This is a genomic window from Candidatus Woesearchaeota archaeon (assembly GCA_018675335.1).
Classification (GTDB): Archaea; Nanobdellota; Nanobdellia; order Woesearchaeales; family UBA11576; genus JABJCP01.
The window spans coordinates 1-19,644 of the sequence record JABGYH010000006.1 but is presented as its reverse complement, the minus strand read 5'-3'; the positions used below and the strand labels follow the sequence as shown (position 1 = coordinate 19,644).

Annotated in this window: 15 protein-coding genes; 9 read left to right on the top strand and 6 right to left on the bottom strand. The window is 29.0% G+C overall.

The genetic code is table 11. The features are described from left to right. Positions 1-131 precede the first annotated feature (131 nt). From HN587_04020 to HN587_03980, 9 genes are all read left to right on the top strand, one after another. Complete coding sequence (locus HN587_04020; protein ID MBT7903008.1) at positions 132-1,952, top strand: sulfatase-like hydrolase/transferase; 1,821 nt, start codon at positions 132-134, stop codon at positions 1,950-1,952. Between the two features lie 187 nt (positions 1,953-2,139). Next, on the top strand, positions 2,140-3,600 hold the full coding sequence (locus HN587_04015) for a hypothetical protein (protein ID MBT7903007.1): 1,461 nt from the start codon (positions 2,140-2,142) through the stop codon (positions 3,598-3,600). Next, positions 3,593-4,966, top strand: a complete 1,374-nt coding sequence (locus HN587_04010) for a hypothetical protein (GenBank protein ID MBT7903006.1) — start codon at positions 3,593-3,595, stop codon at positions 4,964-4,966. Before HN587_04015 ends, HN587_04010 begins: the two co-directional genes overlap by 8 nt. Then, positions 4,963-8,958 (top strand): hypothetical protein, encoded by a 3,996-nt coding sequence (locus HN587_04005; GenBank protein ID MBT7903005.1) that lies wholly within the window; start codon positions 4,963-4,965, stop codon positions 8,956-8,958. The genes HN587_04010 and HN587_04005 overlap by 4 nt, the downstream gene beginning before the upstream one ends. A gap of 66 nt (positions 8,959-9,024) precedes the next feature. Continuing rightward, complete coding sequence (locus HN587_04000; GenBank protein MBT7903004.1) at positions 9,025-10,335, top strand: hypothetical protein; 1,311 nt, start codon at positions 9,025-9,027, stop codon at positions 10,333-10,335. Between the two features lie 2 nt (positions 10,336-10,337). Beyond that, positions 10,338-11,579, top strand: coding sequence for a DNA helicase UvrD (locus HN587_03995; protein MBT7903003.1), 1,242 nt, complete (start codon positions 10,338-10,340; stop codon positions 11,577-11,579). Between the two features lie 215 nt (positions 11,580-11,794). Next, entirely contained in the window at positions 11,795-12,571 is a 777-nt protein-coding gene (locus HN587_03990) for a ribonuclease H-like domain-containing protein (GenBank protein ID MBT7903002.1), read from the top strand. Between the two features lie 345 nt (positions 12,572-12,916). Beyond that, on the top strand, positions 12,917-13,315 hold the full coding sequence (locus tag HN587_03985) for a histone (GenBank protein MBT7903001.1): 399 nt from the start codon (positions 12,917-12,919) through the stop codon (positions 13,313-13,315). Positions 13,316-13,491: 176 nt separating this feature from the next. Next, positions 13,492-14,190 carry a hypothetical protein gene (locus HN587_03980; GenBank protein MBT7903000.1) on the top strand — a complete coding sequence of 233 codons (699 nt, stop codon included), beginning with the start codon at positions 13,492-13,494 and terminating at the stop codon, positions 14,188-14,190. A gap of 24 nt (positions 14,191-14,214) precedes the next feature. On the opposite strand, the gene dnaJ is transcribed toward HN587_03980, so the two are convergent. From dnaJ to HN587_03950, 6 genes are all read right to left on the bottom strand, one after another. Further along, positions 14,215-15,348, bottom strand: coding sequence for a molecular chaperone DnaJ (dnaJ, locus tag HN587_03975; protein MBT7902999.1), 1,134 nt, complete (start codon positions 15,346-15,348; stop codon positions 14,215-14,217). A 78-nt stretch (positions 15,349-15,426) separates the two neighbouring features. Then, positions 15,427-15,942, bottom strand: a complete 516-nt coding sequence (locus HN587_03970) for an HDIG domain-containing protein (protein ID MBT7902998.1) — start codon at positions 15,940-15,942, stop codon at positions 15,427-15,429. A gap of 158 nt (positions 15,943-16,100) precedes the next feature. Continuing rightward, positions 16,101-18,005, bottom strand: coding sequence for a molecular chaperone DnaK (gene dnaK / locus HN587_03965; protein MBT7902997.1), 1,905 nt, complete (start codon positions 18,003-18,005; stop codon positions 16,101-16,103). Between the two features lie 86 nt (positions 18,006-18,091). After that, positions 18,092-18,475, bottom strand: coding sequence for a hypothetical protein (locus HN587_03960; protein MBT7902996.1), 384 nt, complete (start codon positions 18,473-18,475; stop codon positions 18,092-18,094). Between the two features lie 30 nt (positions 18,476-18,505). Then, positions 18,506-18,877 carry a DUF3467 domain-containing protein gene (locus HN587_03955; protein ID MBT7902995.1) on the bottom strand — a complete coding sequence of 124 codons (372 nt, stop codon included), beginning with the start codon at positions 18,875-18,877 and terminating at the stop codon, positions 18,506-18,508. Positions 18,878-19,068: 191 nt separating this feature from the next. Beyond that, a complete protein-coding gene (locus HN587_03950; protein MBT7902994.1) occupies positions 19,069-19,593 on the bottom strand; it encodes a YkgJ family cysteine cluster protein in 525 nt (174 codons plus the stop codon). Between the last annotated feature and the right edge of the window lie 51 nt (positions 19,594-19,644).

The window sequence follows — 19,644 nt, the reverse complement described above, 5'->3', positions numbered from 1 at the left end:
AAAATTTAGCCAATAAAGAAGAATTATATAATTTAAATTACTTGGAGGTTTTTGGTAATTTTAATTTTTCTCAAAAACATAATGAACATATTTTTTTTGTGCAATTAGAATCTCTTAACGGGTTGGATATCATGCCTAATGTTACCATGTTTGATAAAACATATGTGGGAAATTATGTTCCTGTTATGACTAATATTTCAAAAGAAGGAGTATTTTTTCCTCAATTTTATAGCAATAGTATTCAAACGTTACGTGCTCAAGAAAATATACTTTGTGGAATTTATAGTAATAATGCCGCATTTTATGTTGATAGATTATCTGAATTTAATAAAATTTGTTTGCCTCAAATATTGAAGGATGCAGGTTATACTACTTATTTTTTTAGTGCAGATGATTTAAATTTTCAAAAAACGGGAATTTTTATGAAAAAAATAGGGTTTGATTATGTTTTGTTTGACAAATTTTTAACTGGGCAAGAAAAAAATACTGAGTGGGGATATCCGGATGATGTAGTATATGATAAATTATTTGATTATTTGGAACAAAATTATATTGAAGGTCAAAAATTATTTGTTTATGTGGCTTTAGATGAACATCATTACCCGTTTAAGAATATAGCTGAATATTCTTCAGTTTATAAATTCAATCCTGCACAAAATAAGTATGAAGAATATATTAATTCGTTAGTCGTTCAAGATAATCATTTGAATGTTTTTAAAAAACGATTTATGAGATATGAAAATAATAGTTATTTAATGATATTTGGAGATCATTCATTTCCTATTGGGCGACACAATATTTATAGTAATGAAATTTCTTTTTATGAAGATTCGTTTGTTACAAGTTTTTTATTAGTTCCTCCAAAATCAAAAAATGAAACTTTTTTTAAAAATAGGATTATAACTGATAAATATAGTCAATTAGATATTATTCCAACAATTTTAAGTTTATTAAGTGATAATTATTTTTCTAATTCATTTTCTTTTTTAATTAAAAAAAATCATAGTATGTTTAGTGATCAATATGAGTCTTGTCAAGTTTTGATGCAACCTTATGGAGGGGGATTTATGGTGATAAATCAAAACAACACTATTAAAAAAGTTTATAGTTTTGAAAATAAACTCGAATTAGTTTTTGATTTGCGTCAAGATCCTTCAGAATCTAACCCTGTATTGGTAAAAAAATCAAATATAAATTTATTTTTAAAAACTAATCTTTGTAAACGATTTAAAAATTTGTTATTATTAAATAAATTGTTTGGTCATAGGGGTTTATTATCATTGTATCCCGAAAATTCGTTACTTGCAATAGAAAAAGCATTTGAGCGTGGATTTATTAATGTTGAAATTGATATTACTTCTTTACAGGATGGAACTATAATTTTATTTCATGATTATTTATTACAAGATAAGACAAATAGTGCTGGAAATGTTTGTGATTTGAATTTGAGTAATTTGAAAAAAATTAAAATAAAAAATCTTGATGGAACTATTTCTAATCAGTCAATTCCTCTTCTTGAGGAAGTATTTATTAAAATGGGTAGGAAACTTAATTATCATTTAGATTTGAAAGATTTTGGTTGTCAACCTCTTACTTTTTTAAAAAAATTAGTACACTTAATTGAAATTAATGGGCTTTCTGATAAAATATTTTTAGAATCTACTAATCTTGATTATTTATTGAAAGTTCATGAATTAAATTCAGATATAAAACTTATTTATTGGAATGAAAATATAAGATTTGACTTAAATAAGTTTAAACTTAAACAGCTTAAGAATTTGGGAATTTTGGGATTTGATTTTAATTATTTAAATTTAAATCCTGAACTTATTAAAATTTTGAAAAACGAAGGATTTAAAATTCACACATATACGTCAAATAATATTAATACTACTCTAGATCTCATATTTTCAGGAGTTGATTATGTAATTACTGATAATGTATTTAATTAATTTTTTTAAATTATGTTTGAGATGGTTATTTCCCGTATTTGTTTTCAAAAATTGAATGATTTTTTATGTTTTTTTATGTGTTTATTATTGTGCGAGTCATATTTCTTTTTTAATAATTTAACCAAAACCTTTATATATTAAAATATTTTGTATTTATAAATATTAAGGGGGTATTTATTCAGTCGAGATGACTCGTAGTAGTAGAGCTACTAGTAGTGATAGACTCGTAGTAAAAAAAGGGGGAATTAGAAGTCTTTTTGATGATAAAAAAGGTATTTCTAATAATGCGCTTGCATTAATGATAGTTGTACTAATATTTTCTTCAATTTTGTTTAACGTATATGTTCAAGTTTCTTATTCATCTTCTCAAGTAATTGTGGTTGGTCACGCAGCAGAAGATAACCCTCAAGATTTTGGAAGAGTTAGTCTTTGCTTGAATGATCAACCAGTTGTATCTGTGAATTCTTGTGAACCATATGCTTTTGTTGGCAATCCTTATTTTTGTGGAGTTCAATCAAGTGATAGTGATGGTCATGATGTAAGTTTTGTTGATGATAGTTCTTTTTTTGAAATTGATGAATTAACTGGAATTATTACTTTCACACCTAATTCAAGTATGATTGGAAATCATTCTTTTTTAATTATTGGAAATGATGATCTTGGTTGTGCTAATAGTTTGCATCAAGTGGAATTAAACATTTCAATTATTGAAGAAGTAGTTACTCCAAATTCTCCTGTGTTAAATTCTTTCAAACAGAATTGCACTGATGATTTTATTGTTCTTAATTGGACTAATGTAACTCCTGATTATTATGAAATTTATTATTCTGATAGTCTAACTGAATTACGAGAAATTAATACTTATGAACAAATTGCTAATGTCTCAAATTTAGATGGAGATTTAATTAATAATTGGACTGATAATATTGCCAGTAAACAGTTTTACAAAGTTGTTGCGGTTAATGAATGGGAACTTTCAGAATTTGGAGTTTTGAAAGCATCAAGCAATATTGTTGGTCAGATATCATTAACTGCGTATCAGGATAGTATACTAACAATTTCAAATCCGTTTAATAGTTCTGGACAGTTAGTTGGAGATTATATTTGTCCTGCGCAGGAAAATCATAATTTGAGTGTTACTGCAGATAAAATTCGAATGTTTTATGGGGATAATTTACAAAAATATGCGTATTGGTTTGGGCCTGACACTGGGTGGTATTCTCCATCAAATCCTAAACTTTTAGAGTTAGAGAATAATGTTGGATATTATATTCATCCAATTAGTCAAACATACAATATCACTTTTACTGGACAAGTAATAGATAATTTGAATCGAGAAGTTAGTTTTTCTTTTGTTTCTGGAAGTGTTAGTACTATTGGTATGAGTTATCCTTATATGTTTAATTTGTCGTTAATTGCACCTTTACAAAAATACTGTGGTGCAGTATCCTGTTCTGATAAAGTAAGAGTTTTTTATGGTGAAACGAATCAAAAGTATGCGTATTGGTTTGGAGATTTATTTGGTTGGTTTTCTGCATCAAATCCTGTTTTAGATTATTTAGAACCGGGCTATGGATACTATTTTAATCCAATAAATCAATCATATACTTCAATAATTACAGTTAATTCAGGGGTGGAGAATGAGTAACTTAACTGATCGCGCGCAGACATTTGTTTGTAAGAGAGTTATGAGTTTTTTACTTATTTTAGTTTTACTTATTTGTTTTTCCTCTTTTGTTTTAGGTGTCGCATATTGTGATGTTGAAGGACAAGTGTTTTACAATGATAGTTCTAGTGTGGGAGTTGGAAAAACAATTGCCGCAACAGTTAATGAAGGTGATTTTAATGGAACAACTTTATCGACTATAACTCAAGTTGGTGGTCCAAGTTGTGATTATTGTGATAATTATTATTCAATAAGTTATGTTGGAACAACTCAATGTATGGGTGGAGAATTATTTTCTGTTGGTACTGAGTTAACTAATTTTCAGGCAGAAGCTCAAGGATATTTAATTGAAGATTCAGTTGTTATGGTGGATATTTATTTATCTGTTAATGAATCGTCGCCAACCCCACCTGAGCCAAGTCCAGGTCCTGGAGGTCCAGGTGGTCCTGGAGGTGGAGGCGATCCAATACCTGATCCGGATCCTGAAACTATTCCTCCAGTGGATGCTCCAGAAATTCCTTTGCCAAAACCAGAACCAGAATCATCTGAAGAACAAGTTGATGAATGGTGTGTTATGGAAGGATATGTATTTTATTCTAATGGTAGTAGAGTTGGAAATAAAGAATCTGTTGATGTAAAAATTGGGAGTGAAATAATAAAAGTTATCACTCAAAAAGGTCCTCCTCCAAATTTTTTCTCGGGATATTTTTCCGCACATTTTAGTGAATGTATGTATGGTAAAGAAATAATACTTGAAGCTGAATCTGATGGTTGGAAAGGTTCAAATTCTTATTTGTATTCTGCAGGAATTGGGGAGATGACTTTGGTGTTAGATAAAGAGGCAGAAAAAGAACGAATTGAAGAAATAATTGTTGTAGAAATACCAAAACATGTAGAGGTTCGTCAAGCAGAAATAATTATGACTTGGATTATGGCATTTGTTGCATTTGTGTTAACACTTACGGCCATGTGGCTTTCAACAAGACCAGGTAATGAGAAACCTCAAGATCCATTTTTTACTTTTCAACAAGTTGAATATAAAGTTAATGAAGATAAATATGGGGATATATTAAATCGCGAAATTGATTTAGAAACAAATAAAACAAATATGTTTAAATCAAAATTTTGGTTAAGGCTAATTAAAAAAAAGGTTTATGAAGAACATTATTCTCAAGCAGAACTTGATAAATCAGTTGAACAAAATGAAGATTTATTAAAAAATGTTGAAGTAGTTAAGCGCACTAAAATTAAAGCAGATTCTAAAAAAAGAGTCGCTAAACAAAAAATTCCTAAGAAAACCGTTAGAAGTATTGATGATTTTTTAGAAAAATATGATCCAAAAAAATGAATGAAGAAACTAATGCGCAAAAAAAGATTGGAGATATGGATCAAGAATTAAATAGTTTGAAAAGTGAGTTAACTCAGTTTAAAAAATTACGAAAATCAATTTCTAAACCTCATAAAAAAGTTTTTTGGGTTACTTTAGTTTTATTCAGTTTTATTTTTGCAAGTTTTTTAGGATTTTTAATTTTTGATTCATCAGGTGGAAGTTCACCGGGCATTACGGGAGTATCAATACTAGGTGTAGGATCGGATAATAATTCTAATCTTTTGGAAAATGTTAAATCTGATGTTGTTTTAGGAGTGAATCTTTCTTCTAATAATAACGCGTTGAATTTAGGAGTTGATGATGAAATTTTAACTAATTCTAACTCGAATAATCAAATTAATCTAAATATAAAACAAGATGATGGTTCAATTTTAAAGTTTGTAAATAAAAAAAAACATTTCACTCTTGATGATGAATTATCATTTGATGTGGAATTAGAACCTAATTTGAAAATTTATGGTGTGTCACTCCAATATGGTTCTAAATTAGATGAAATTGAATCTGGAACTGATTTAGTTGAGTTTGAGAATAGTTCTGATTTGAGTATTTCTGAGCAGGGAAAAAATAAAAAAAAGTTATTGTTGAAAAAAATTAAAAAAAGAAGTTTGAAAGCAGGTTTTTACCAATTAAATTTAATATATGAATTGGATGGTCAATATTACGAAAATGAACAAAATTTTACTTGGGGAGTTTTGGCAGTAAATACGCATAAGTCAAGATATTTTGAAAATGAAACTGCATTTTTAGGAATTGTTGTTTTAGATGATGATGGTGATATGGTTTGTGATTCTAATGTTTCTTTACAAATTATATCTCCTGAGGGATCAGTTGAAATATTATCAACTGACAATGGTAAGATCTTTATTTCTGATGAGTGTACTGTTTATGGTATAACTAATTTACCTGATTATTATGGGTATTACACTGTAGCGGGAAAAGGAATTTATGAATTAAATTTAACTGCAAAAACTTTTAATGGAATTAGAAGTGTGAGTGATTATTTTGTTGTACAAAAAAAGATTGATTATGATATTGAAAGAATAGGTCCTACTAGGATTTATCCTGCTGTAAAATATAATATGAGTTTTTTAATAAATTCTGATAAAAAATATACTGGTTATGTCCAAGAATTTGTTCCTTCTTCATTTGAAATAACTCCTCAACAAGGAATGGAAATATCTGAATGGGATAATGAAACATTAAGTTTGAAATGGTTAGTTGATTTGAAAAAAGATGATTCAACTTTTTTAACTTATCAGTTTGATGCACCTGATAGGTCTCCTGATTTATTTATTGTGGGCCCATTATTTGTTGGTTCATTTTTTGAAGCAAGACAATGGAAAATAGGAAGCGATGCAATAACTGTGGGTAATCAATCATTTGGGTCGTGTGAATGTGGGCTGCTAGAATTTGAACATAATGCTACTGGAACGGGGAGTGTCTTGATTGTTGGAATAGGTCTTTCAAATGGGAGTTCACAAAACAGAATTGAAAATGTAACTTTTGGTGGTGTTCCATTATCTAGATTAATTGAAAAATCAAATTCTGATTCTGTACGAGTTGATGTTTGGTATTTAATCGAACCTCCTCCTGGAGTGTATAATGTTTCAATTGATATTCTTGGTTCAGAAATTAATCAAATTAGTTCGAGTGCAACAAGTTATGAAGATATTAATACGTTCATTACGTTTCAAAATGTGAGTTCTACATCTGGAACTGGAACAAGTTCGGAACTAGAAGTTTTTAGTGAAAATGATGATTTAATTATTGATTTTATAACCTGGGAAGATTCAATTATTTCTGCAGTAGGCCAAACTGAACAATGGAATTTAGAATTAGGTGGTGAGGGCGCAAGTGGCGAAAATTTTGGAGGAAGTATGTATCCGGGAAATCCAGGTTATAATATGTCTTGGACTTCGGGATCTAGTTCAGATTATTCTCATGTTGCATTTAATTTAAATTCTGATATTGATCCTCCTGGAGTTATTAGTAATTTAGCAAATCAATCTGCAGGTTATGATTGGGCTTATTGGAATTGGACAAATCCTTCAGATATTGATTTTATGAGTAACTTAATTTTTATTAATGGAACTGGATTTGAGTTTGTTAATTTATTTAATACGTCTAACAATTGGGCTAATGTATCAGGTCTTGTTCCAGGAGAAAATTATACTATTTTTGTTTATTCTGTGGATGATGAAAATAATATCAATAATACTAATATTAGTGACTCCGCTTTAACAATTTATACTGAACCTGCAGTAATTCTTATCTCTCCTGATGATTCAAAAGCTTCAGGCCAAGGCAATGTTGCATTAACTTATGATGTCGATTCTGAATTTAGTATTGATAATTGCAGTCTGCTTCTTGATGATGTGGTGACTATGAATGAGGAAATTATTGACTTATTTCAATCAAATCAATTTAATACGTCCGAACTTAATTCCGGGGAATATTCTTGGCAAATTAATTGTACTGATTTGTTTGGACATTTTGGTTTGAGTGAATCGCGATTGTTATATATTATTCGCACAGATAATTTTGATGGGGAAACTACAAATTTGGCAAATGTTTCTAATGTATCTGCAGTTTCTAATTTTGTTGTAGAATCAGTTGGTATGGGGGGAATAAATTTTACAGAAAATTTAGATTTATCTTCTGGTCTAAATTTAAATTCATTAATTAATATATCCCAAAATTATATTTCTGTTGATTCTGCTAGTGCAGCTCAACTGAATAAACAGGCAAGGCTGATCTTGCATAACTTGAGTTTTTTATATTCTCCAGTTATTGTGAAAGATGATCAGCTTTGTCTCCCCCCAACTTGTGAACTTGTTAGTTATTCTGAGTCTGAAGAAGAAGGAAGTGGAATTTATACATTAATTTTTGATGTATTAGGATTTTCTGCATATACTTCAAGTACTAATTCGCAACTTAATATTTCTGATGATGTTGATTATGGGCTGAGTGCTTATGATCATGATTTAGTTGGATTTTATGCAAATTATACTAATAAAACAAATGGTGTTGTAATTTCTAATAGTTCGCAATTTAATGGATCTTGCAATATTTCATTTAATGTGAGCCCTGAAGGTCCATTTGAAATGGAATTTAATTTTACGGGAGATGATCAATATTATTATGAAACTTCGTTTTTAATTGGAACTACATATGATTGGAATGTTACTTGTATGTCTGATTTATTTGAAAATTTGAATGTAACAGATAATATTGTTATTATTCCAAATTATACTTTACCAATTCCTGATTTAATTTATCCTTTGAATAATCAAACAAATTTAACGTTAAGAACTCCTACTTTTTATTGGAATGCTTCATATGGATATTCTAATTTAACATACGAATTAAATATTACTGGTGGCTGCGGACCATTATTTAAAAATAATATTTCTGAATTAAATTATACCTTGCTTTCAGAGTTGGGAACTGAAGATGAATGTGGTATGTATTATTGGCAAGTTAGATCTTTTAATGAAACTAATTATAGTTCTTGGTCACCGCAATTAAATTTTTCAATTGCTCCTTACATTTCGTTTGTACTTTTGAATTCAAATGTTGATTTTGGATTTATGAATACTAATGAAGTTAAAGACACTACTAATTATGCACCTATGCCATTTATTTTAGAAAATACAGGGAATATTTTAGGTGATTTATCTATTGCAGGAACTGCATTGTTTGAGTACGCTGAATTTCCCGGAGAAAATTTTCAAATCAAAACGGGTAATACTTCTGAAAAACCCTCATTTAATTGGGGCAGTTCTAAAACTGAATGGGTGAATGTTTCTAATGTGAGTCAAATAATGATTTTTGATTTTGATTATTTTGATCTTACAGATTCTGCTGAGATTGATGTAAGAATACATGTATCTCCAGGTGATTTAGGATACAAAAATAATTCAATTACTTTTCAGATTGCACCGTCTTAAGAATTTAAATTTATTTGATTAATTTATTTAAAAAAATTATTTAAAAAATATATTTGAACAATGATGTTGAAACAACAAAATAAAATTTGTAAATTTCAAAAAATAATTTTATTAGTTTTAACTTTACTCGCATTACTTATTTTATGTTCTTCATTTGTTTTTTCAGTTGGGGTTTTGCCTGCAAGAAAATATTTTGATTATGTGCCTGGTAAGTCAATTAAAGGTGAATTAACTTTGATGAATGATGGGGGGTTATTTACTGCAAGAGTTTATGCGAAAGGTGAATTAGCCGCTTATGTGAATTTTGATAAAGAAATTTTTTCAGTAGATTCAGATCAAACCTCGGTAGTTATTCCATATACATTAATTCTTCCAGAAGTTGTGGTCGTTTCGGGAGAAAATTTAATTGAAATAGTTATTGAAGAAATTCCTCAAGAAAAAAGAGGGATGTCAACTAAACTTGTTATGGTATCTCAAGCAATAGTTCGAGTGCCTTTTCCTGATAAATATGCTGAAGGAAAATTATTTGTGACATCGGGATCTGTTAATGAAACAGTTACATTTACTAGTCGAGTTTTTAATTTAGGATCTGAAGATATTAATTCTGCTCAAGTAAAAATTGAAATATTTAATCCTGATAACTTAAAAATTGATGAAGTTATTTCTGAACCTGTAACTCTATCGTCTAGTGGAGAACATCGATTTGAACTTACTTGGACTGCAGATGTTTTTCAAGGAGAATACACTGCAGTTGCAACAATTGCTTATGATGAGTATCGTTTTAATATAACTGAAAAATTTAATATAGGTTTATTTGAGATTGCTCTTTACGATATGCAAGTTGAAAGTTTTAATCTTGGTGAAGTTGCACGATTTAATATTAGTTTATTGAATTTATGGAATGTTCCATTAAGAAATGTTTATTTGAAATTCAAAGTTTATGATGAAACTGATAAATTGATTGGAGAACATAAAACATTTCCAGTTGATATTGATCCGAGAAAAATTGGTAATGTTGAAGCATTTTGGTATACTAATGGGGTTACGCCTGATCGATATAGAATTGTTCTTGAAATAATCCATGAAGATAAAATATTTGAGAAAGAAGTAGAAGTAATAGTTGGAACTGATTTTATAAAACCGGTTATGGAGCGAGTAACTGGACAGATTATCGGTTCTTCGCAAGAACAGTCTTATGAAACTCAGGAGGGAATTGTTCAAAAACTTCGAAGTTCAGATGAGAAAAAAGAAAAAAGTATGTTTTTTATTTCAATACTTGTAATTACTGTATTAGTTTCTGTTTTAATTAACATATTTATAATAAGATATTTTATGAAAAAAAGAAAAAATGATGATTATTATGAAGGACGGTTTTGATTATGCAAATAATATCTGATTTACATCTGCATTCAAAACATAGTCGAGGTTGTAGTAAAAATTTAGATTTAACAAATTTAGAAAAATATGGTAAAATAAAGGGTTTAGGTTTACTTGGAACGTCAGATTTTACTCATCCAATTTGGCAAAAAGAACTTAAATCTAAGTTAATTGAAGATGAAACGGGAATTGCCAAAACTAAAACGGGATTTCCTTTTGTGTATCAAACAGAAATTTCATTAATTTATAGTTCGAAAGGTAAGGGGAGACGCATACATAATGTTGTTTTAGCACCTAGTTTTGAAGTTGTAACTCAAATCACTGATGAACTCAAAAAAAAAGGAAGAGTTGATTATGATGGCAGGCCAATCTTTAAAATTCCTTGTCCTGATTTTGTCGAAATGCTTAGGGGGATAAGTAAAGAAATTGAAGTGATACCTGCCCATATATGGACGCCTCATTTTAGTTTACTTGGTGAATATAATCAATTTAGGTCTGTTTCTGATGGGTTTGAAGATCAAACAAAACATATTCATGCACTTGAAACTGGAATTAGTAGTGATCCTGCAATGAATATGCGAGTTTCTGTTCTTGACAAATTTAATTTAGTATCATTTTCTGATTCTCATTCATTTTGGCCTTGGAGGATGGGGCGAGAAGCTACAACATTTGAACTTGCAAGACTCACTTATAAAAATTTAATAAAAGCATTAAGATCCAATCGATGCGATAACCCATCTAAAAATAGAATATCTGAAACTTTAGAAGTTAATCCCTCTTATGGTAAATATCATTTTGATGGTCATAGAAAATGTGGAGTTTGTTTTGATCCTGTTCAAAGCAGAAAACATAGTGGGATTTGTCCCGTATGTAAAAAAGGTTTGACAATAGGTGTTATGAATAGAGTTGAAGAATTAGCATCGCCTGATCGTCCAGAAGGGTTTGTGTTGAAGAATGTGAGTGCAAAATTCAAATCAATTATGCCGTTACATGAACTTTTATCTAATTTGTATTGTAAAGGGCTTTCTACAAAACTTGTTTGGGCAGAATATAATAAATTATTAAAGTTAGGATCTGAATTTGATATTTTGCTTAACAAATCATTTGAGGAATTAAGTTCTGTAAGTGATTTTAGAATTGCGCAAGCTATTTTGAAAAATCGTGAAGGCACAATTGAAGTTAAGCCAGGGTTTGATGGCGAATATGGGATTCCGTGTTTTCCTTCAAATGAGCGAATGATTTGATATAACTTTTGATTTGAATTTGGTTTGTTGGTATTATTTTGGGTGAGTGGTGTTTATTTCTTGCTAATAATGGAGATTATTTTTGTTAAATTTATTAATTTTGCTTAATTGTTTTTAGCGAGTATTAGATGGTTTTTTATTGTTATTTCTTTTTTTTGTATTTTTATTTATTATTTTTAGTTTTTGGTTTTTAGTTTTTTTTTTGAGGTTAAAATATGATTGAAAATAGTTTTATTATATTTGATAAGATTGGCTCTCGATTTGAACAAAAGTTGTGGGATCAAGGTATTTCTAATTGGAGTATTTTTTTAAAGTCAGATGCGTCTCAGATTAAAGGGATTTCTAAAAAACGTAAAATGTTTTATGATCAAAAAATTAAAGAAGCACAATTAAATTTAAACTTAGGTGAGTTAAATTATTTTAAAAAATTAATTAAGCCCTCTCAGATTTGGAGACTTTATTCGAGTGTTTCTAAAAAATTGTTAGCAAATAAAGAAATTTTATTTTTAGATATAGAAACGTCTCAATATTATGGTGATATTACTTTGATTGGCGTGTATGATTGTGAAGATTATCTTGCGTTGGTTAAAGGGAAAACTTTAACTGAAGATTATTTGAAAAAAGCATTTGACGGAAAAAAGATTGTAATTTCGTTTAATGGTAAAGGATTTGATTTTCCAGTTATGAAACGATATTTTCAGAAAAATTTTGAACAAGTAGTGCATTTTGACTTAAGATTTGCTTGTCAACAAGTAGGGTTAGTTGGGGGACTCAAAGATATAGAACGACAGTTAGAAGTTAGTAGAAAACTTCCTATTGAAAAAATGTGTTTGAGTCCTGTTGATTTGTGGAACTCATTTATCTCGACGGGAAATCAATCATATTTTGAAGAATTGATTTTATATAATGAAGATGATGTGGTTAATTTAAAGACAATTTTAGATTTGGTAATTATTAAATTAGAGCAAAAGTATTTGGACATGATTGGTTGATTGTTTGCAAATATTATTTTAATTTTTGTTTGATTGTGGATTTTTTATTATTTTTATTTTTTTTTAAATTTAATTACTTGTTAGTTATTTTGTTATGCTTGCTGTTTGTTTTTAGGTTTGATTATTTTGATTTATTGTATTTTCTCGTCGATGATTGTAGGTGTGATTGTTTTATTTTTTTTATTTTTTTAGTTTGTGTGTTGTTTTTTTGTGATGAATTTTTTTGTTAAAATAAAATTAAAATAAATTAAAATAAAAAAACCGCAACCTTTATATAATATAAAACACAAAATACAGTTTAAATAGGCTTTAATTAGCTTCGATTTAAAAAATGAGGTGATTTGTTTGGCAGCAAAGAAACAATTAGTAAGGAAAAAAGCTACTAAGAAAAAAGTATTAAAGAAAAAAGTAGTTAAGAAAAAAGTTGTAAAAAAGAAAGCAGTTAGAAAACCTGCAGTAAAGAAAAAGGCAGTTAAGAAAAAAGTAGTAAAGAAAAAGGCAGTTAAGAAAAAAGTAGTGAAGAAAAAGGCAGTTAAAAAGAAAGCAGTTAAGAAAAAAGTAGTAAAGAAAAAGGCAGTTAAAAAGAAAGCAGTTAAGAAAAAAGCTGTTAAGAAAAAAGTAGTGACGAAAAAAGCTGTTAAAAAGAAAGTAGTAAAGAAAAAAGCTGTTAAGAAAAAAGTAGTGAAGAAAAAAGCTGTTAAAAAGAAAGTAGTAAAGAAAAAACCTGCTAAAAGAAGAAAATAATTTTGCTTTGATTATTTTTTTTTATTTTTTTTTATTTCTCTTAAATGGGTTTTATTGGTTTTTTTATGAAGTCTAGGGTTTTTTATGATTTATTTGGATAATGTTTGAGTGTTATTTAGTAAATTATGTGTGTTGCCGTAGTTATTGAGAGTAAATTTGTAAATGATTGGTTTAAAATGATAATTCCGTTAGTACTCGCATTTTTACTTAGTATAACCCATTTCTATTTTGAATCATATGCACATCATTTAAAAAAAATAGATTATTCATTCATTAGTTTTAGTTCAGGTATATTCATAACCTACATATTTCTTACATTATTTCCTGAAATTATTAAAGGATATGAGTTATTAGATAACAATATCTTGTTTATTGCATTGTGGGGTTTTATTTTGTTTCACATACTTGAACAATATGTTTTTCATCATGTCTCAAATAAACGAAGTAAATTAAAAGGAATAATTGCTGTAAGAACTTCGGCATTTTTTATTAACCATGTTGTTTTAGGATTGACACTGGTGTTTTTCTTTGAAACTGGTAAGACTATGCTTGCATTATTTAGTTTAGTTCCTATTATTTCGCACATTCTATCTTCTTCGTTAATCATTGAACATTTACATCATAGAATTAGAGAAACTACGTTTGGTAAATTTTTAAGTTCAGGAAGTATTTTTCTTGGAGCAATTTTAGCTTTGTTTGTTACAATACCTGGAGTAATATATTATTCTTTGTTTGCGTTTATTACTGGAGTTTTGTTGTATATTATTATTAGGGATACTATGCCGTCATTTAGTGATAGTACGCCTAAGTTTTTCTTAATGGGAGTTATTTTATACTTAGTATTACTACTTATAGAATCTGCAATTTTGGTATAAATTACTTTTACTTGAAACCGTTTTTTATTTTGTAAATGTACTTTTAAGTCTATCAAAAAAACCTTTTTGAGGGGTAATTTTATCCCCCATTGATTTAGCAAATGCTTTTAATTTATCTTTTTGAGTTTTATTAAGACTGCTTGGAGTATGAACAATTACTTTAACCATTTGATCTCCACATGAGTCGCTATTGATATGGGGGACTCCTTTGTTTTTCATTCTAAGAATTGTATTACTTTGGGTTCCAGAAGGAACTTTAAGTTTAGCTTTTCCTTTAATGGTTGGAATTTCAATCTCTCCTCCAAGAGTTGCAGTAATAAATGAGATTGGACAATCCATGTATAAATTTGTATTTCTACGTTCAAATATTTTATGTTGTGCAACTGCAATTACTACATATAAATCTCCTTTACGTCCACCTTTCTCTCCTGCTTCGCCTTCTTCAGGCATTCTAAGTGTCATATTATTTTCAACACCTGCAGGAATTTTAACTTTAATTTTACGATTGTTTTCTACTCTTCCAGCACCATCACAAACAAGACAATATTCTTTAATTGTTTTACCTTCTCCATGACAGGTTCTACACGTGGATGTTGATGAAAAAATACCAAAAGGAGTTCGTTGAGTTTGACGAACAACTCCACTACCTTTACAATTTGAACAAGTAATAATTTCTGAATCTGATTTAGCACCGCTACCTTTACATTTGGTGCAAGTTTCATAACGTGGAATTATAATTGTTTTTTCAATACCATTAACTGCATCTTCGAGTTCAATTTCTAAATCATATCTTAAGTCTGACCCTCTTTTAGGTCCAGCTTTTCGACGTCTACTGCCGCCAAATGGAGACCCTCCTCCAAAAATACTTTCAAAAACATCTCCGAAATCAAAATTATCTGAAAAATCAGAATTAAATCCACCTTGACCTCCTTGATAACCTTGAAAATCTGAAGATCCGAACTGATCATATTGTTCTCTTTTTTTAGAATCAGTTAAAACACTAGCAGCTTCACTAATTTCTTTGAATTTATCTGCTGATTTTACTTCTTTGTTTATGTCTGGATGAAATTTTTTAGCTAATTTTTTGTAAGCTTTTTTAATCTCCTCTTGAGACGCATTTTTTGAAACTCCTAATGTGTTATAATAATCTTTAGCCATATTTGTACCGCCCTAATTTGTACTTATTTATTTTTGTTTTAAATTTTTATATTTTCGAATTTTTATAATTTTAAAATGTCATAATTCTAAATTTGGTTCTTTTCCGAGTAATTCTAATTCAATTTTTTTTGCAAATTCATAATATGTTTGAATTTTAGGTCCGATATGAGGATATGCGTTTTTTATATATTCAAATCGTTCTTTAAGAGATACAATTTTTCCTGGATTTGCTCGAAGATCTGAATAAAAAATAATCTTTTCCTCATAAGTTGATGGAGTAAATTCTGGATCATTAATGCTTGTCAGACCATGTCTTTCGACAATTTTTGCAATTTTATCTAAACCTTTGCTTCGAAGAAGTTCTCCTCCTTCTTTCATGTGGCATATGGTTGCAGATAATTTAGTAATATCATGTAATAATGCAGATGCAATAATTAATGGAATATCAATTTCAATTCCTTGTGAAATTAATTTTTTGGAAACTGCCAATGCAATTTTTTTGACTCTTTGACTGTGATTAAGTAAGGGTTTTGCACCTGCTTCTTTTAGTATTTCAATACATTCGGTTTCAGTAGGTATGATGTTTTGATTCATTTTTTTGGATAAATTATGATTTTTGTTGTTTTATTTGATTATTTGGATTGTGAATTGTTTTAAGATAAAAAATATAATAAAAATAAAAAATTTAAAAAGATTTGTATTTGAATTACTTACTTTTTTGTTAATTACTGTTACTATTATGTTTTGTAAGTTTATTCTTTTTTCTTGTCGTCTTCAACTTCATAATCTGCATCGACAACTTTTTCACCGTTATTAGGATTATTTGCGTCTTTTGCAGAGTTTTCTTGACTTGAAGTACCTTGTGCTTGTTCTTCTTGTTGTTTTTTTGCTTGTTGTTCTGCTGCAACTTTTTGATACATTTCAGTTGCTACTTCTTGAACTAACTTTTCAACTTCTTCAAGCTTTTGTTTAATTTTTTCAATATCTTTTTCTTCAGGTTCTAAAAGTTTTTTAAGTTCATCCACGTGTTCTTTAATAGGTTTAATTTTTGCTTCATCAACTTTACCTTCAAAATCTTTTAATGTTTTTTCTGTTGAATAAACTAAACTTTCTGCGTTATTAAGCGTTTCAACTTGGTCCATTCTTTTCTTGTCATCTACTTCGTGAGATTCTGCTTCCTTTCTCATACGTTCAACATCTGCATCATTAAGTTTGTTTGGTGCAGTGATCGTAATTGCTTGTAGTTTTCCTGTACCTAAATCCTTAGCACTCACATTTAAAATACCATTTGCATCAATATCAAATGTTACTTCAATTTGAGGTATTCCTCTTGGTGCTGGAGGCAAACCGACAAGATCGAATTGACCTAATAATTTGTTATCTCCAAACATGGGTCTTTCTCCTTGACCTACACGAATAGTTACTGCTGGTTGATTATCGCTTGCAGTTGAAAATACTTGACTTTTTTTAGTTGGAATTGTGGTATTTCTTTCAATTAGTTTTGTAAAAATTCCGCCTAAAGTTTCAAGACCTAAACTTAGAGGTGTTACATCTAAAAGTAATACATCTTTAACATCTCCTGCAAGAACTCCTCCTTGAATTGCTGCACCCATAGATACACATTCCATTGGATCCATTCCTCTTTCAACTTTTTTGTTAACTAAACTTTCAACAAATGTTTGAACAATAGGCATTCTTGTAGGTCCACCAACCATAACTAATTTGTCAATTTCACTAAAACTTAAATTAGCGTCTTTAACTGCTTGTTCAATTGGGTGTTTACATTTATCAACTAAAGGTTTTACCAAATCTTCAATTTTTGCACGTGTTAGTTTCATAACAAGATGTTTTGGTCCTTGATCATTTGCAGTAATAAATGGTAAATTGATGTCTGTTTCTACAGTTGTACTAAGTTCAATTTTTGCTTTTTCTGCAGCTTCAGCAATTCTTTGTATTGCTGTTGTATCTTTTGATAAATCAATTCCTTCTTGTTTTTTAAATTCGTCAACTATATGATTGATTATTGAAGTATCCATATCTCTTCCACCCAATTGGGTATCTCCGCTGGTTGATTTAACTTCAAAAACTCCATCACCAAATTCCATTACAGTAACATCAAGAGTTCCACCACCTAAATCAAAAACAAGAATTTTTAATTCTTCACTATTTTTATCAAGTCCGAATGCAAGTGATGCTGCAGTTGGTTCATTAATGATTCTAACTACATCAAGTCCTGCAATAGTTCCTGCATCCTTTGTTGCTTGTCTTTGATTATCATCAAAATAAGCTGGGACAGTTATTACTGCTTTCTCTACTTTTTCGCCAAGATATGCTTCAGCATCCTTTTTGATTTTTTGTAAAATAAATGCACTAATTTGTTGTGGCGTGTATTCTTTTGTATTAATTTTGTATTTATGGGATGTACCCATTTTTCTTTTCGCACCAGTTATTGTCGCGTCAGGATTTGAAACTGCTTGACGACGAGCTGGTTCTCCAACTAATACTTGCCCTTCTTTTGCGAATGCAACTACGCTAGGAACTGTTTTTCCTGCATAAGTTGATCCTTCTGCGCTAGGAATAATTTTTGGTTTTCCTGCTTCTAGTACTGATGCACAACTATTTGATGTGCCTAAATCGATTCCGATTATTTTTGCCATAATATCAACCTCCAAATTGTTTAATTTAGCATTTTTTTATTTTTTATTATCCTCAATTAGATTAATTGAATTAATCTATTTCAGATTTATTTTTTTGCGTTGTTTTTATTTGAGTCGTCTTTTTTTCGAAGAGCCTCTTTTCTTATTAGTTCAACTCTTTCTTCAGTTAAAATTCCTTGACGTTTTCCGCTATGAATTTTTACTACTTCAAAAAGTTTAACTAATTTATTTAGTTTAAAATCATCTTGCTCTTTAATAGATCCCATGGATTCATAAATTGCATGATCATCTGTTTCTAAACTAAATTGAGTGTGTTTGCAAATAATTAATGTATTTAAGTCTTCATCGTTTCCAATTAAGTATCTTAAAATAGCTTCACTTGTTAAGTAAAGTCTTTTCATAGGCATTCTGGTTGTCGAATGGATATGATTATTTTTAAATTGGTTTTGATCTTGAGGATTTATTTTCATAATATTCACCTAGATATTTTTATTCATTGTTTATCCAAAGTAGTTTGGAGAATTTGGTTCTGTAGTGTTTGTTTTTTTTGATTTAGCAGTTTTAGCTTTTTTCTTCATTTTAGTTTCTGCTTTTTTAATCATTTTTGGTTTTTTAATTTCTCCAAATTCAGTTTCATATTTTTCAATTGCATTTTGTAAAACATTTAACATTTGTTTTGCATTGAATGGATCGAGCATTACTACATTATGTCTTAAAACGAGTGTTGGACCCTCTTTATTTCTGATATCTACTCGAGGAGTAATATTTTTGAAATCTAAAATAAATTGCATTGGATTAAAATTGATTGATATTTCATGACAAAAAAAATCAGTGCCTTCGCTGACTGAAATCTTAACATTTTTTTGTTCCATTTGTATGCCCCCTATGTTGGTTTTGTTTTATTATTTTTGTTGTTGATTTAATTGGTTTTGTTTATTTTTAAAAATAAAAATATAAAAAAAATTTAAAACACGTTAGTTAATTACAGTTATTTGCGATTATGATCTGTTAATAATTTTTTTTTTAATATTTTGTGTATTTTTTTGATTTAGTTTTTTTTGAATTATTTTATTCTTTCAAAATCTAAAATTTTTTTTAAAGTTTCTTTGTCAGGTACTAGTTTTTCAAGTTCTGCGCCTTTGAGTAATCTCCCTCCTGTTTTTAAAAAAGAGGAATATTGTCTTATTGATTCCGGATCATTGGGATTTAGGAAAAAATTAACTAAAAACCAAGTTTGTACTTCATCGCCAAATTCATTACAATTACTAATTCTACAATGAAGAGGTTTTGCATCTTGAATTGAACAATGATCTGCACGTAAAAAAACACAATTTCCATGAGGTCTTATGCTGTCTTTTGGGATGTTCATTTTTAGTCTGAACTGTTTTGTATTAAAAAACTCAACTTCTGTGAGAAATTTTGTTTTTACTTCTTCTTCACTTAACTCAAGGTGTTTTGCAATTTTGTCAACTTCTTTTTTAAGAACAAATCCGCTTCCTTGACTACAACAGTTACCGCATTTTTTGCAAACAGTATTTATTTCTTCAATATATTCTTGAGGTGTGTTTTTAGTAATTTTTTGTATCATTTTTCACGCTCTTTTTTGAATCTTTTTTTTTTTTTTTTTTTTTTTTTTTTT